The organism is Kineosporia babensis (genome assembly GCF_021129305.1).
GTDB classification, from domain to species: domain Bacteria; phylum Actinomycetota; class Actinomycetes; order Actinomycetales; family Kineosporiaceae; genus Kineosporia; species Kineosporia babensis.
Genome location: NZ_JAJOMB010000029.1, coordinates 81034 through 97699 on the forward strand (window position 1 = coordinate 81034; position 16666 = coordinate 97699).

A 16666-nucleotide genomic window follows, 5' to 3' on the forward strand; every position below is an offset into this window, starting at 1 on the left:
GGTGAATTCTCGTCCCCGCTCCCGGAGACGGGAGTTCCCGCAGCTCAGGCCCATTCCCGACAGGCAAGGCCTTAGCAGGGTTTTCACCAGGGCCCGGCACCAGATTGGGAAACGAGCAGGGTCGCTCAACCCGAGACCGGTGAACGACGACCAGGGGGAGAACCCGCCTGATGCACCAGCCCGTGATCGCAACAACCCCGCTCGAACACCCTGACGGCCGCCTGCTGGCGGCGATCACCGCAACCGGCGCCCTGGGCGTCCTGGATCTGGGCCGCCACGCACCATCCGCCCGCCGGGCCCTGGCCGAGGCCCGCACCTGGCACTCCGGTCCGCTCACCGTCCGCCTGCCGTGCGCTCTCGGCCTCGACGGCTCCTGGCCGACCGAGGTCGAGAGGGTGATTGCTCCGATCGAAACTGCCCTACAGGAAGACCTTTTCAAATCCTTGACAGTCCTGGCCGAGGTCACCGACGGCGAACAGGCCCGCACTGCAATCGCCGCCGGCGCAGCCGGTCTGATCGTGCGCGGAAACGAAAGCGGCGGCGCAGTCGGCGAACTGAGCACCTTCGTGCTGCTGCAGCAGGTGCTCGATCTGGCCGCCCACCAGCAGGTTCCGGTCTGGGCCGCCGGTGGGATCGGCCCACACACGGCCGCCGCAGTGATCGCGGGTGGCGGCGCCGGCGTGGTCCTGGACACCCAGTTGGCGCTGCTGGCCGAATCGGACCTGCCCGACCGCGACCCGCTGGTGGCACGCCTGCTACGGGGCATGGACGGCACCGAATCCCGGGTGCGGGCCGGGCATCGCGTGGTGGCCCGGGTGCGCACCCCCGAGGCCGAGCTCGCTGCGCTCGACCAGGCGGCCGTGCTGGAACGCCTGGGTGGCGCTCTGCTCCCGATCGGCCAGGATGCCTACCTGGCGGCACAATTCGCCGACGACTACGGCACCGTCGCCCGCACGATCAGCGCCGTACGGGCGAGCATCGAGGCCGTGCCCGACGCCGCCCCGCTCGATCCGGAGGTGCTCGGCACCTCGGTGGGGGTGGCGCAGGGCCCGATGACCCGGGTCAGCGACCAGCCTGCCTTTGCTGCCGCGGTCTCGGCCGGAGGCGCTCTGCCGTTCATCGCCCTGGCCCTGGCCGACGGCCCCCGCTCGGTCGAGCTCCTGTCCCAGACCGCCGAGCTGATCCCCGACGCGCCCTGGGGCGCCGGCATCCTCGGCTTCGTGCCCGACGACCTGCGGGCCGTGCAACTCGAGGCAATCCGGCAGGCCCGCCCCAGCCACGTGATCATCGCCGGCGGGCGCCCGGCCCAGGCCGCCGCCCTGGAGCAGGAGGGGATCGCCACCTTCCTGCACGTCCCCTCGCCGATCCTGCTGGAACAGTTCCTGCGCTCGGGGGCCCGCCGGTTCGTCCTGGAGGGCGCCGAGTGCGGCGGGCACGTCGGGCCTCGTAACAGCTTCCCTCTCTGGGAAGCGCAGATCCAGGTCCTGCTCAGCAACCTCGACAGCATCGACGGCTCCGGTCAGGCCACGGTGTTGTTCGCCGGGGGCATTCACGACGAACGCTCGGCCGCGATGATCGCCGCCCTGGCCGCCCCGCTGGTCCGCCGCGGGGTCCGGGTCGGCCTGCTGATGGGCAGCGCCTATCTGTTCACCGCCGAGGCGGTGGCCACCGCAGCAGTGCACGACGTGTTCCAGCAACAGGTGCTGGCCGCCACGTCCACCGCCCTGCTGGAGACCGCGCCCGGCCACTCCACCCGCTGCGTGGTCTCGCCGTTCACCGCCGAGTTCGAGCGGGTGCGCAGTGAGCGACGCCGGCAGCAGGTTGCGGAGCAGCAGATCTGGGCCGAACTGGAAGACCTGAACGTGGGCCGGCTGCGGATCGCGGCCAAGGCCCTGCGTCGCACCTCGGACGGGCTGGTGCCGGTCGCCGAGCCGGAGCAGGTCGACCAGGGGCTGTTCATGGCGGGCCAGGTCAGCGTGCTGCGCTCCAGCGCCACGACGATCGCCCAACTGCACTGGGAGGTCTCGGTCGGTGCGGCCGAGTTCCTGCACAACCGTCAGGCCGAACTGGTTGAGCTCAGCAAATCAGAACTGACCGCTGACTCCGACGTGGCGATCGTGGGCATGGCCTGTGTCTTCCCGGACGCCCCCGACCTGGGTACCTACTGGTCCAACGTGCTCGCGGGGCACGACGCGGTGCGGGAGGTTCCCCTCGAGCGCTGGGACCCGGACGTGTACTGGGACCCGACCGGTGACAGCGAGACCACCACCCCGTCGAAGTGGGGCGGCTTCATCCCCCGCACCCCGTTCGACGCCCTGCGCTACGGCATTCCGCCCAGCGCCCTGAGCAGCATCGAACCGGTACAGCTGCTGGCCCTGGACGTAGCCCGGCAGGCTCTTGACGACGCCTTCGGAGAGCGCCCGTACCAGCGGGAACGGACCTCGGTGGTGTTCGGCGCGGAGTCGGGCAGCGACCTGGCCAGCGCCACCGTGCTGCGGGCCACTCTGCCGGCCTACTACGGCAAGGTGCCCGGCGGGCTGGACGAGCAACTGCCCGGCCTCACCGCGGATTCTTTTCCGGGGATGCTCGCCAACGTCATCTCCGGCCGGATCGCCAACCGGCTGGATCTGGGTGGGTCCAACTTCATCGTCGACGCCGCGTGTGCCTCGTCCCTGGCGGCGCTGGACATCGCCCGCAAGGAACTGATCACCGGTTCCAGCGACGTGGTGGTGTGCGGGGGCGCCGACCTGCACAACGGCATCGGCGACTACCTGCTGTTCTCCTCGGTGCACGCGCTCTCCCCCTCCGGGCGCTCACGGCCGTTCTCGGCCGACGCCGACGGCATCGGCCTGGGTGAGGGGGTGGCCTGCGTGGTGCTCAAGCGCCGGGCCGACGCCGAACGGGACGGCGACCGGATCTACGCGGTGATCAAAGGTGTGGGCTCGGCCAGCGATGGCCGTTCGCTGGGCCTGACCGCGCCGCGCCGGGAGGGGCAGAAAGCCGCACTGGAAAGGGCTTACACCGACGCTGGGCTTCCGCCCGCCGAGGTGGGCCTGCTGGAGGCGCACGGCACCGGCACCGTGGTCGGCGACCGCACCGAGCTGAACGCGCTGACCGAGGTGTTCCTCGAGGCCGGGGCCCAGCCGGCAGCGGCCACCCTGGGATCGGTGAAATCCCTGATCGGGCACACCAAGTGCGCGGCCGGCCTCGCCGGGCTGATCAAGGCGGCACTGGCCGTGTCCACCGGGATCCTGCCACCGAGCGGGACCATGGAACGCCCCAACCCGGCCTGGAGCCCCACCACCAGCCCCTTCACGTTCTCTACCCGCGCCCGACCGTGGGGCGCAGCCGGATCCCAGAGGCTCGCCGGAGTAAGTGCTTTCGGGTTCGGCGGGACCAACTTCCACACCGTTCTGGCCGGGGCCGAAACTGCCCCGGCGCGTACCGGGTGGCCGCACTGGCCCGCCGAGCTGCTGGTGCTGCGTGGCCCGGACGACGACACCGTCCGCGCCGACCTGGCCTGGCTGAACGACCTGCTGGACATCGACGAGAAAGCCGGGCGGCCGTGGCCGTTGCGCGATGTGATGGCCGCCGCTGCGCAGCGCACGGCGTTGCGCTCCGGTCCGGTCCGGGTTGCGATCGTGGCCGGTGGTCTCGATGAATTGCGGACGCTCGTGGCCCGCGCGCTGGCCGGCGAGAGTGACGCGGTGGCCGGCTTGCACACCTGGGACCCCCAGGAGCAGGAGAACGGCAAGGTGGCCTTCCTCTATCCCGGGCAGGGCAGCCAGCGGCCGCACGCCTTCGGGCAACTCCTGGCTGCCTTCCCTGAACTGCAGCGTTTCCTGCCCCTGGCCGGGGAACACCCACAGACCATGTTCCCGGCGGCCGCCTTCGACGAACGCACGGCGGCCGACCAGCTGGCCGCGGTCACCGACACCCGGGTGGCGCAGCCCGCCCTCGGTATCGCCGGGCTGGTGGTCTCGGACCTGCTGGCCAAAGTGGGCGTGCGTCCCGACCTGGCCGGTGGGCACAGCTACGGCGAACTGGTGGCCCTGCACGCCGCCGGAGTGCTCGACGCCGCCACCTTGATGCAGCTCAGCCGGGCTCGGGCCGAGGCGATCAGTCAAGTGGCCGGCGACCTGCCCGGAGGCATGGCGGCCGTCGCCCTGGACGGCAGACGCACGGCCGAGTTGCTGGCCGAGCTACAGGTTCCGGGCACGGTCACGGTGGCCAACCTGAACCACCCCCGGCAGACCGTGATCGCCGGACCGGCCGACGCGATCGAGTGGGCGGTCACGCAGATCCGCGAAGGTGGGCACTCCGCCCGGCCGCTGAACGTGGCCGGGGCCTTCCACAGCCCGGCCCTGGCCGGCGCCGGCGACCTCTTCGCCCAGACCCTGGCCGAAGCCCCGATCGGCGAGCCGACGATCGACGTGTTCGCCAACCGTACGGCCGGCGTGTACCCGGCCGGGGCCGAGGCGATCCGCGCCGAGCTGGCCCGGCAGATCGCCTCGCCGGTGCGCTTCGCCGAGCAGATCGAGGCGATGTACCAGGCCGGTGCGCGGATCTTCGTCGAGACCGGACCGGGGCGGGTGCTCAGCGGTTTCGTCGACGCCGTGCTGGCCGACCGGCCGCACCGCACGGTGACCGTCCGGCCCGGCCGCAACGCCGAGCTCACCGAGTTCCTGCAGGCCCTGGCCCAGCTCGCGGTGGCCGGGGTGCCGGTCAACACGGCACCGCTGTACCGCGGCCGGGCCACCGCCCTGCCCGCCGAGCCCAGCACCTGGCGCCGTCCCGGCTGGATTGTCGACGGGCAACTGGTGCGCACCGCGAACGGAGACCTCCTGCCCGGCGGGCTGCGGCCCGCACAACGACTTCCGGAGCCGACCTTGACCCAGACCCATTCCGGCGCGCCTGCGCCCGTGCCTGCACCTGGCCAGAACGAGCAGCTGATCGCCGAGTTCATCCGCACGAGCCGGGAGATGCTGGCCGCCCAGCGCGACGTCCTCCTGACCCACCTCGGCGCCACCAGCGTGGCTCCTCCCGCACCGGTGGCCCCGATCGCACCGGCTCCTGCGCTCCCGGCTCTGCCCACCCCAGCCGTAGCAACACCAGAACCAGTTACCGCCGCAGCCCCGGTAGCCGTCGATGTGGCCACTGTGGTCAAGACCGTGATCAGCGAACACACCGGCTACCCCGCCGAAATGATCGAACCCGAACTGGACCTCGAATCCGACCTCAGCATCGACTCCATCAAACGCATGGAGATCGCCGCCCGCCTCGTCACCCGCATCACCCCCGACACCGTCCCCGACGACACCCAACTCGAAGACCTCTCCCGCGCCCGCACCGCCGCCGCCATCACCACCTGGCTGACCGCGCACGCAGGCCCCAGCACCCCGGCTGCTCCCGAGGCACCTGCTGCGATCGACGTGGCCGCCGTAGTCAAGACCGTGATCAGCGAACACACCGGCTACCCCACCGAAATGATCGAACCCGAACTGGACCTCGAATCCGACCTCAGCATCGACTCCATCAAACGCATGGAGATCGCCGCCCGCCTCGTCACCCGCATCACCCCCGACACCGTCCCCGACGACACCCAACTCGAAGACCTCTCCCGCGCCCGCACCGCCGCCGCCATCACCACCTGGCTCACGGCGCACGCAACGCCCAGCCGACCGGAGCCGGCACCGCGTGGCGAACGGCCCGAGCGCTACCGCTGGGAGGCCGTGGAGCTACCGGCGCTCGCTACCCCTGGTGCAGCCGCCATGGCAGGTAAGCGAGTGCTGCTGATCGGCGGAGACACCGGTCTGAGCAACGCCCTGGCCACCGCACTCAGCGCTCTGGAAGCCGATCCGGTGATCGGCGGGCCGGACACCGATCCGACCGGATTCGACGCCGTCCTGTATCTCCTGCTGACCGCCGACCCGGCCACCCCGGTCCTGCCCGAAGCCTTCACCGATATCCAGACGGTACTCACCGGCAAGGCCCGAAGCCTGCTGGTGGTGGCCGGTCTGGCGCCCGGCGACCTGTCCGGCCGCAGCGCCGCCGTGGTCGGGATGCGTGGGCTGATCCGTACCGCTGCCCGCGAGTTCCCCGAGACCAACGTCAAACTCGTGGAGACCGACGAGCTGGCCGAGCCGGGCACCGTCGCCCAGCACCTGTGCGCGGAGCTACTCGGCCACGACCTGAACCCGGTGGTCCTGAGACAGGACGGGCAACGCCGGGCGCCCTTCCCGCGCCGGGCCGACCTTCCCGCCCTGGCCACCAGTGGGGCCGGGCCGGGCGACGACGGCAGCGCCGAGGCCGAGGCCCTGGGCCTGACCCGAGACTCGGTGATCCTGGTGATCGGCGGAGCCCGCGGCATCACCTCGCGGATCACGGCCACCCTGGCCGCGGCCGGTCGCTGCACCTTCGTCCTGGCCGGCCGCACTCCCCCGGCCGAGGGCCCGGAAGAGCCGTTCACCGCCTCCGCCACCACGCTGGAGGAACTGCGCACGGCCTTCGTGGCCCGCGGTGACCTGCCGCTCAAGGAGATGGAGAAGACCGTGCGGCGGATCCTGGCCCAGCGCGAGCTGGCCCAGACCCTGAAGGCGGTGCAGCGTAGCGGCTCGACGGCCGACTACCGCACCGTCGACGTGCTGGACGTGGACCAGGCCCGACAACTGGTCAAGGAGGTGTACCAGCAGTACGGGCGACTGGACGGGATCGTCTACGGCGCCGGGGTGACCGTGGACCAGCTGGTCTCCCGCACCACGATGTCCTCGTTCCGGCTGGTCTACGACACCAAGGTGGAAGGGGTTTCGGCGCTGCTCGAGGCGGCCGCCGAACTGCCCGTCCCACCCGGCTTCGCGGTGCTGTTCGGCAGCGTGGCCACGGTCATCGGCAGCCGCGGCCAGGTCGGCTACGCGGCCGCCAACGATGCGCTGGAGAGCATCTGCCACGACTGGGCCGCCCGCACCGGGTCCCGGGCCTTCACCGTGCACTGGGGGCCATGGGCCCCGGTCGGCATCCACGCCGGCATGGTCTCGCCCGAACTGGAGCGTGACTTCGCGCGGCGTAACCTGGCTCTGATCGATCCCGAGCAGGGGCCGATGTGCCTGCTCAAGGAACTGGCCTGGGGCGCCGGCGAGAACCTCTCGACCGTGATCTGGTCGCCGTCCGGCTGGCTCGACGCGTGAGCGCGAGAACGGTGGAAGCAAAAGGGCAGGCCGGCATCGCCATCGTCGGGATGGCGGTGCTGTACCCCAAGGCCGTTGACCTGCAGTCGTACTGGGCGAACATCGTGTCCGGACGGGATGCCATCACCGAGGTCGGGCCGGAGCGCTGGGACCCGGAGTTCTACGCCGGGCGCGAGGGCCGGGGCGAGTACCCGGTCGATCGCGTCTACGCCCGCCGCGGTGGGTTTCTCGACGCCGACACCGCGGTTCCGGCCACCCGGTACGGCATTCCGCCGGTCGCGGTGTCCGGGATCGAGCCCGATCAGATGATCGCGCTCGACGTGGCGGCCCGCGCGATCGCTGATGCCGGAGGCGAGGACCGACTGCCCGACCGGGACCGGGTGGGCGTGGTGCTCGGCCGGGGTGGCTACGTGACCCCGGCGGCGATCCGCTTCAGCGAACGGGTCCGGGGCTCCAGCCAGTTGGTCGCCACCCTGAGCCAGATCCTGCCGGACCTCGACCAGCGGTCCCTGGACCTGGTCCGGCAGACCTACCAGGAGGCCCTGGGACCGTTCGCCCCGGAGAGCGCGATCGGGCTGGTGTCCAATCTGGCGGCCTCACGTCTGGCCAACCGCCTGGATCTGCGGGGCCCGGCCTACACCGTGGACGGCGCCTGCGCATCGTCGCTGATCGCGGTCGACCAGGCTGTCAGCCTGCTGTTGGCCGGCCGCTGCGACACCGTGCTGGCCGGGGGCACCCACCACGTCCACGACATCTCCTTCTGGAGCGTGTTCGCCCAGATGCGGGCGCTGTCGCAGCGCGAGACGATCCGGCCGTTCGACGCCGAGGCCGACGGCACGCTGATCGGCGAGGGCACCGGCGTGGTGGTCCTGCGCCGACTGGACGACGCGATCGAGGCCGGCGACCGGATCTACGCCGTGATCCGGGGCACCGGGGTGGCCAGCGACGGGCGTACGTCCAGCCTGATGAACCCGGACCCGGCGGGCCAGGCGCGGGCCGTGCGTCAGGCCTGGCAGACCGCCGGGCTGGACACCCGGGCGCCCGGCTCGGTCGGCCTGATCGAGGCTCACGGCACCGCCACCCGGGCCGGCGATTCCGCCGAGATCCGTTCCATGATCGATGTCTTCGGGACCGAGGGCGATCCGGTGGCGATCGGCACGGTGAAGTCGATGATCGGGCACACCATGCCCGCCGCCGGGGTTGCCGGGCTGGTCAAGGCCGCCTTGGCGGTGCACCACGGCGTCCTGCCCCCGACCCTGAACGTCTCCACGCCGCACCCGGAACTGGCCGGCTCCCGCTTCGAACCGCTGGCCCAGGCTCGCGAATGGCCCAGCCGGGCGGACGGAACCCCGCGCAGGGCGGGGGTCAACGCGTTCGGATTCGGCGGGATCAACGCCCACGTCGTGATCGAGGAACCAGCACCGCCTGCCCGGTCCCGGAGGGTCACGTCGTTCGGTGGTTCCGGCGACCGGGTGCTGCGAATCGCGGCCCGTACCAAGGCCGAACTGGCGCGCATGCTGGACTGCGACGACGCCGTGGTGCGGGCCCGGCTGGGCAGCGAACCGGATGTCGGGCCGGTGCGTCTGGCGGTTGCCGGTCCCGACGCCCGGCGCCTGGCGCTGGCCCGGCGGGCGGTGCAGACCGGCGAGCCTTGGCGCGACGGGGCCGACGTCTGGTTCACACCGCACCCCTGCTCAGCAACACCGGGCGTCTGGCCTTCATCTTCCCGGGCCTGGACACGGATTTCGAGCCTCGACTGGAGGATCTGTCGGCCTGGCTCGGGGAGCCTCCCGCGGCGGCCGACACCGAAGACGCAGTGAACCACGGCCTGAGCGTGCTGCGCACCAGTGGTCTGCTGGAGCGGGCCCTGCGCCGGGCCGGGATCGTTCCGGACGGGATCGCCGGTTCCAGCGTCGGCGAATGGAGCGCATTGGTCGCCTCCGGGGCCCTGGCCCGGCAACCCACGGCAGAACTGTTCGAGGAGGTGGACACCGCGAGCCTGGAGATCCCGGACCTGCTCTTCGCCGCGGTCGGGATGCCGGCGTCCACCGTCCTGGGTGCTTTCCCCGAAGGCAGCGGGGTGGTCGTCTCGCACGACAACGCACCGGCTCAGTCGATCGTCTGCGGCCCGGCCGAACCCGTCCGCCAGACCCTGCCCCGGCTGCGGGCGGCCGGTGTGCTGGCCCAGGAACTCCCGTTCCGGTCCGGTTTCCACACCCCGATGTTCGCTCCGTACCTGGCACCCTTCGAGGAGTTCGCCCGGCTGCTCACCCCGGGCCGGGCCGAGGTCGAACTATGGTCCGGGACAACTGCTTCCCGAGTCGGCCCGGGAGAAGAGCAGATCCGTCGAACGTTCCTGGGCCTGCTGCTGCACCCGGTGCGGCTGCGGGAGATGATCGGAAACCTGTACGACGCGGGCTACCGCGCCTTCGTCCAGGTGGGGCTGGGGCAGTTGCCGAGCCTGGTCACCCAGACCTTGGGCAACCGGGAACACCTGTCCATCACCGCCGCGGCCGCCAACCGGGACGGTCTCGGGCAGCTCGCCCGGGTGTCAGCGGCGCTCTGGGTGGAGGGCTACGAGCAGGGCAACCGGCGTTCGGCCGCTGACGATGCCCTGATCGGGCTCGACCTGGGCACCCCGCTGGTCTCGCTCACTTCGGCCCAAAGACTCGCCCTACGAAACACTCTCGACCATTCCCGCCCGGAGCCGGCTGCCGCGGTTCTGACTGGCCCGGTTCCGACTGGCCCAGTTCTGGCCGGGGCATCCGGTGGAACTCTCGAGGCCGAATGGCAGGCCCTGGCCGAAGAATTCGCCCAGACCGCCCGGATCGTCCAGTTGGCCGCGACACAACCAGCAACCGCTACACAACCCGCAGCTCCGACACCACCAGTACCCCCGATACCGCCGGCGCTCCCGACAACCCTGGCCGTCAACGTCACCGAAATGCCATACCTGCTGGACCATTGCTTCTTCCGGCAGCGCCCCGGCTGGCCCGACGTCAGCGATCGGCGCCCGATCGTCCCCGGCACCAGCATCATCTGGCACATGTCTGACCTGGTCAGCCGCAGCCGGCCGGGTTCGGTGGTCACCCGACTACGTGACCTGCGACTGACCCGCTGGCTGGCCGCCGCACCCGGAGTGGAGGTTCCCATACAGTTCGAACCCCAAGCAACGGACGTCCGGGTGGCCTTTGGCGACTACAGCACCGCGGTCCTGTCGACGGCACCGGTCTATCCGTCACCGCCGCCGGCGGTCTGGCCCGTCGACCTCGCGTCGGAACGTCCGCTGTTGTTCACCGCCAGCGAGATGTACGATCTGCGGTTGATGTTTCATGGCAAGCAGTTTCAGGGAGTGAGTGAGCTCACCGCATTGGGCCCACGGCACGTGCGTGGAGCAATCACCACCCCGGCTGCCCCGGGCGCCCTGCTGGACTGCGCGGGGCAGATTCTCGGCTCCTGGATCATCTCCACGTTCACCACGCGAACCCGGGTGCTGCCGGTCGGCCTGGACGGCATCACCTGGTACGGCCCACCGCCCCCGACCGGCGCTTCCGTCGGCTGCCATGCCCGGATCACCCACCTGGACGAGAACACCGTGAAGGCCGACATCCAGCTCACCCTGGACGGTGTGGTCTGGGCCGAGCTGAACGGCTGGCAGAACCGGCGTTTCGACAACCATCCGCAGACCCAGGCGGTGGAGAACTGGCCGGAGTTCCGCGCCCTCTCCACACCGTCCGGACCGTCTGGAGAACTGCCGACGCGGGTGGAACTGTTCGAGCGCTGGGGCGACCTCGGCTCGCGGGACCTGGTGATGCGCAACCACCTCAGCTCGGCCGAGCGGGCCGAGTTCGAGGCGTTGTCACCGGTGCGGCGCCGCGGCTGGCTGCTGGAACGCATCGCTGCGAAAGATGCTGTACGGCACCTGCTCTGGTCGGCCGGCCAGAACGACCCGGCGCCTGTCTTCCCCGCCGAGATCCGCGTCGAGGAAGCATCCGGAGGGCAGGTCCGGCTGAGCGGACTGCACGGGCGCGAACTGCCGCCGATCTCGGTGACCGTGACTCAGGCCTGCGAGTTCGCGGTGGCCCGGCTGAGCCACGGCGACCAGGTCTCACCCATTGCCGTGGTGGAGGTCACCGGCGATCCGCAGGAAGCCCGCGCCCGGGCCGTGGCCACGGTGGTACGCCACTACGGCGAGGCCACGGGCCAGGCGGTGGAGGGCTATCGGGAGCAACCCGCCGGCACCGACAGCACCCGGGTCGCCCTGCCCTACGGCGAGCTGATGATCGACCTCGACCAGGTCAGGAATCCGCCGGACCTGCCGGAACGGGACTATCTGGTGGCCTGGCTGCGCTGAGTACTCCCAGGCTGCCGGTGAAGGCACCGACCGCCAGTTGAGCGATCCGGGCCGCAGTGATCTGCTCCTGCTCCGGCGGTGGCAGCGAGAGCCAGTGCGTCACCGCAGTGTCCACGTAACCCAGGTAGGAGCGCACCGCCATGGCGGTGTCGGGCGTCTCGGGGTCGATCCCGACGCCCGCCGCCGCCACGTCGGCCAGGATCTGGCTCAGCACGGTGTCGCGCAGTTCCTCGACGATCGCCCGTACCTCGGGCTGCCCCTCGTCCTGCGATCCGCGCAGCAGGGTGAGGAAGCCGGCCCGGTTGCGCTGGGCAAAGGCGGCGTAGAACTCCACCGAGGTCTCCAGCCGCTCCAGCGAGGCCGGCCCCGGCACGTCGCGCAGACCGGCCGCGATGGCGTCGGCCGCCTGCCGGACCACCTCCAGGTACAGCTGTTTCTTGCTGCCGAAGTAGAACACGATCAGCGGCGCCGACACCCCGGCCGCCGCGGCCAGGTCGGCCACCGACACGGCCGAGAACGGCCGGCGGCTGAACTCCTCGCCCGCTGTGCCCAGGATCGCCGCCCGCCGCTGGTCCGGCTCCATCCGTCGTTTCACGCCCGGTACGCTATCGTGAGCTTGTTGAACATCTCTTCAATAAGGAGATTCGTTGTCTGCTTGGCCGGATCACGTCATCTGGTGGCACCTGCACCCGATCAGCTTCACCGGGGCCCCCGCATCAGCAGGACCGGCCGGCCACCGGCTGGGCCGGATCGGCACCTGGCTCGACTACGTGATCGAGCTGGGCGCCAACGGCCTGGCCCTGGGCCCGGTCTTCGCCTCCGGAACGCACGGTTACGACACCGTGGACCACTTCCGGATCGACCCGCGGCTGGGCGACGAGGACGATTTCGCCACCCTGGTGGCCGCCTGCCGCGAGCGCGGGGTGCGGGTCCTGCTCGACGGGGTGTTCAACCACGTGGGCCGAGACTTCCCGCACTTCGTGGACGTGCTGGAGCACGGCGGCGACTCGGCCTACGCCGACTGGTTCCACCTGGACCTGGGCGCCACCGATCGCCCGGACGGGTTCGGCTACCGCGACTTCGAGGGGCACTCCGGGCTGGTCGCGCTCAACCACGAGAACCCGGCCGTGCAGCAGTACACCGCCGAGGTGATGCGGTACTGGCTGGAGCGCGGGGCCGACGGGTGGCGGCTCGACGCCGCCTACGCGGTGCCGTCCGCGTTCTGGCACAGCGTGCTGGAGCAGGTGCGCCCGCAGTACCCGGACGCCTGGTTCGTCGGCGAGGTGATCCACGGTGACTACCCGGCGCTGGTCAAGGCCGGTTCGCTGGACTCGGTCACCCAGTACGAGCTGTGGAAGTCGATCTGGAGCAGCCTCAACGACGGCAACTTCTTCGAGCTGGCCTGGACGCTGGATCGGCACAACGACTTCAGTGAGCACTTCCTGCCGCTCACCTTCGTCGGCAACCACGACGTCACCCGGCTGGCCAGCCAACTGAGCGAGCCCCGCCACCTCGGGCACGCCTTGGCCGTGCTGTTCACCGTGGCCGGGGTACCGAGCATCTACGCCGGTGACGAGCATGCCTTCCAGGGGGTGAAGTACGAGCGGGCCGACGGCGACGCCGAGATCCGCCCCGAGTTCCCGCCCACCCCAGAGGAACTGGCCCCGTTCGGCTGGCCGGTCTACCGCCTGCACCAGGACCTGATCGGCCTGCGCCGCCGCTACTCCTGGCTCACCCGGGCGCGCACCCGCACCCTGCACCTCACCAACCAGGCCTTCGCGTTCGAGCTGTCCGCCCCCGGTGCCGGTCCCGGCCTGGCGGTCCTGCTCAACGCCTCCGACCAGAACTACGGCTTCCCGCTCGAGCGCCCGGTCACCGGTCTGCTGGCCAGCGAGCCGCAGCACTCGCCGACGGTGGTCGAGGCCAACGGCTGGGCGATCGTGGAATTGCAGGCATGAGCAGCGAGGCGGTCACCGAACCCGCTCCGGAACCAGCAGCAGGGGCAACCGTCCCGGCCGCGCGCCGCACGGTGATCCTGGGCGTGCTGTGCGCCGGCATGTTCATGGCCATGCTCGACAACGTGGTGGTGTCGAACGCGCTGCCCCGGATCGGCCAGGACCTCGACGCCGGGCTCAGCGGGCTGCAGTGGACGGTCGAGGCCTACAGCCTGGCGTTCGCGGCGCTGCTGCTGCCCGGCGGCAGCCTGGGCGACCGCTTCGGCCGACGTCAGTTCTTCCTGGCCGGCCTGAGCCTGTTCACCGCTTCCTCGGCGGTCTGCGCGCTCGCGCCCAGCCTCGAGGTGCTGATCGCGGGCCGGGTGCTGCAGGGCATCGGCGCGGCCCTGCTGGTTCCGCAGTCGCTGGCGATCCTGCGGGTCACCTTCACCGACCCGGCCGAGCAGACCAAGGCCTTCTCCACCTGGAGCATGGTCTCGGCCCTGGGCCTGGCGGTCGGCCCGGCCCTGGGCGGCCCTCTGGTCGAGACGTTCGGCTGGCCCAGCGCGTTCTGGATCAACGTGCCGATCGGCCTGGCCACGGTGATCGTGGCAGCCCGGGTGCTGCCGTCGGTGCCCGGCCGGGCCGCCGGGCGCGAGAGCACCATCGCCGGTCAGGTGGCCGGCGCCGGCGGCCTGGCGCTGCTGGTCTACGGGCTGATCGAGGCTCCCGACCGGGGCTGGACCAGCTCGTTCACGCTGGCCTGCCTGGCCCTGGCCGTGGCCGCCCTGGCGTTCTTCGTCCGCTCCCAGGCCCGCACCACCCAGCCTGCCTTCGACCTGGCCCTGGTCCGCCACCGGATGGTCGGCTCGGCCATGTTCGCCGGATTCGCGGTCAGCTTCGGCATGTTCGGGATCATCACGTTCCTGGGCCTGTTCATGCAGAACGTGCTCGGCTGGTCGCCCACCGGGGCCGGGATCGCCTCGCTGCCCTCCACCGCGTTCATCATCCTGGTCTCCCCGCTGGCGGTCCGCCTCACCCTGAAACACGGTGCCGCGCTGCCACTCTCCCTCGGCCTTGGCAGCTGCGCCCTGGCCCTGGCCGGACTGTCCCTGTTCGGCTCGAACGCCCACTACTGGCAGTACTTCTGGACGCTGCCGCTGATGGGCATCGGGATGGGCCTGTGTTTCACCCCGATCACCGTCGTGATCATGCTCAACGCCCCACTCGACCGGGCCGGCGCGGCCTCGGCCACCAGCAACGCCTTTCGTGAGGTCGGCGGCGTGGCCGGGATCGCCGTGATGGGAACGCTGATCACCACCCGGCTGAGCGACTCGCTGAGCGATCGGCTGGCCGATGCGAACGTCGACCCGGCCACCGCCCAGCAGATCGTCGACACCACCACCGAAGGCGGCGCCACCGGCTTCGGCTCGCCCTCCACCCCGGCACTGGACGCACTGATCGGTGAGGCCTTCGTCGACGGCCTGCACCTGGCCCAGTGGGCCGGGGCCGGTTTCCTGGCGGTGACCGCGGCGGCGGTGGCGATCATCATGACCCGCAGGCAACCGGCCACGGGCTGAATCCGAACCAGCACCTACCAGTGTCAGATTCCCCGGATCAGCGCCAGCCCTGCGGGTCCACGCCGCCCGGGATCGGGCCGGCCGGGTCGTAGGGCTGGCGGGTGAACACGAAGGTGCCGATGTCGAGGGCGATCACCTTGCCCTCGGCATCGCGAACCGCCCGCAGCGTCTCCCCCGCGTGATAGCCCTCCCGGCCGATCCAGGTACCGGACTCGTCCCGCCGGGCCACCCCGGCTCGGCCCGGCTGACCGATACCGGAGAACTCCAGCGCACCGTCACCGGTCAGCCGCACCATCATCCCGCTGGTGCCCCAGTACCAGGGCCCGACCAGGGCCAGGCCCTCCTCGTCCACCTCCGGCACCGGCGCCCAGACCGGACCGAGATAGGGCTCGTGCTCACGCATCAGGTCCAGCATGTCCATCGCCAGGCCCCGGGTGCTCTCCCCGTTCGTAGCGTTGCCCAGCACGATGGCAGCGGTCTGCTCGGCCGGGTCGACCAACCACGCGGCCACGAAACCGGGCATCGAACCACCGTGCCCGCGCAGAGCGCCACCCGCACGGCTGTAGGTGAACACGCCCAGCCCGAATCCCCGGCGACCACTGTCGAAGTCAACCCCGGTCGGACGGCTCATCTCGGCCAGCGTGGAAGCCTTGAGCACCTCTGAGGAACCGGGCACCTCTGAGGAACCGGGCACCCCGGACGAGACGTCACCGAGCAGCAGCCCGGCGAAGCGTCCCAAATCTTCGACCGTGGACCACAGCTGACCCGCAGCTGCCCCCACCCCGACATCTTCGGTGGGCTCAGGCAGCAGCAGGTCGGCCAGGGGATGAACGGCCCAGCCCGGCGCCGCGCCCGGCAGCGGGTGGTACGTGGTGCGCTCCATCCCGAGCGGCAGCAGCACCTCGTCCCGGACCACTTCCCACCAGGTCCGCCCGCGCAGCCGCGCCACCAGCTCACCCAGCACGGCGTAACCCACGTTGGAGTAATGGAACTGGTGACCAGCCGAGAACAGGACGTCCTCCCGACGCAACCGGGCCGCGAACTCGTCCCAGCTCATCCCGGGAACCCGTTCCCACCACGGCCCCGGCAATTCAGCCCGCAGCCCGGACTCGTGAGCCAGCAGTTGCCCCACCGTGCGCTCACCGAACGGCAGCCCGGGAAGATGCTTCTCGATGGGGTCGTCCAGCGTGAGCAGACCCTCGTCCCGCAGCCGGAAGACGGCCACTGCGGTCACCGGCTTGGTGATCGACCCGATCCGGTACTGCGTGTCCGGCCCAGGCACCACTCCGCCCACAGCCCGAGCCCGGCCCACCGCGCCGTCCACCGCGCCGTCCACCGCGCCGTCCACGAGGCCGCCCACCGCGCCGTCCAAGGTTCCGCGACCGCCGCTCCACAGCAGTCGCCCGCCCCTGGTCACCCCGGCAACCAGGCTCGGGAATCGACTTTCCCGCTGGGTACGGGCCACCTGGGCCAGAAGCCGGCGGGCGGTCGAAGGCGCAATTGAGTCCCCATCCATACGCGCGACCTTAGATCAATCCATCGGCATACCCCTCTGCGCCCCGAAAACACAGATCAACCCCACACCAGCACCTACAGGTGTCAGCTTTCCCGGGC

Annotated in this window: 6 protein-coding genes; 4 read left to right on the forward strand and 2 right to left on the reverse strand. The window is 71.0% G+C overall.

Annotated elements, in window-relative coordinates:
- Window positions 1-170 precede the first annotated feature (170 nt).
- Both LR394_RS36440 and LR394_RS36445 read left to right on the forward strand, forming a co-directional pair.
- Window positions 171-7184: a type I polyketide synthase gene (locus tag LR394_RS36440; RefSeq protein WP_231449250.1), complete on the forward strand. Its 7014-nt coding sequence runs from the start codon at window positions 171-173 to the stop codon at window positions 7182-7184.
- Window positions 7181-9004, forward strand: coding sequence for a beta-ketoacyl [acyl carrier protein] synthase domain-containing protein (locus LR394_RS36445; RefSeq protein ID WP_231449251.1), 1824 nt, complete (start codon window positions 7181-7183; stop codon window positions 9002-9004). The genes LR394_RS36440 and LR394_RS36445 overlap by 4 nt, the downstream gene beginning before the upstream one ends.
- A gap of 2478 nt (window positions 9005-11482) precedes the next feature.
- Here the strand turns inward: LR394_RS36445 and LR394_RS36455 are convergent.
- Entirely contained in the window at window positions 11483-12133 is a 651-nt protein-coding gene (locus LR394_RS36455; protein ID WP_231449252.1) for a TetR/AcrR family transcriptional regulator, read from the reverse strand.
- 52 nt (window positions 12134-12185) lie between these two features.
- Here LR394_RS36455 and LR394_RS36460 point away from each other — a divergent pair, with 52 nt between their 5' ends.
- A complete protein-coding gene (locus tag LR394_RS36460) occupies window positions 12186-13496 on the forward strand; it encodes an alpha-amylase family protein (RefSeq protein ID WP_231449253.1) in 1311 nt (436 codons plus the stop codon).
- Window positions 13493-15052, forward strand: coding sequence for an MFS transporter (locus LR394_RS36465; protein WP_231449254.1), 1560 nt, complete (start codon window positions 13493-13495; stop codon window positions 15050-15052). Before LR394_RS36460 ends, LR394_RS36465 begins: the two co-directional genes overlap by 4 nt.
- 37 nt (window positions 15053-15089) lie before the next feature.
- Here the strand turns inward: LR394_RS36465 and LR394_RS36470 are convergent, their stop codons facing one another.
- Window positions 15090-16568 (reverse strand): serine hydrolase domain-containing protein, encoded by a 1479-nt coding sequence (locus LR394_RS36470; RefSeq protein WP_231449255.1) that lies wholly within the window; start codon window positions 16566-16568, stop codon window positions 15090-15092.
- Between the last annotated feature and the right edge of the window lie 98 nt (window positions 16569-16666).

Coding starts and splice junctions, on each gene's coding strand:
- LR394_RS36440 (WP_231449250.1), top strand. CDS start 171: ATGCACCAGCCCGTGATCGCAACAACCCCGCTCGAACACCCTGACGGC.
- LR394_RS36465 (WP_231449254.1), top strand. CDS start 13,493: ATGAGCAGCGAGGCGGTCACCGAACCCGCTCCGGAACCAGCAGCAGGG.
- LR394_RS36470 (WP_231449255.1), bottom strand. CDS start 16,568: ATGGATGGGGACTCAATTGCGCCTTCGACCGCCCGCCGGCTTCTGGCC.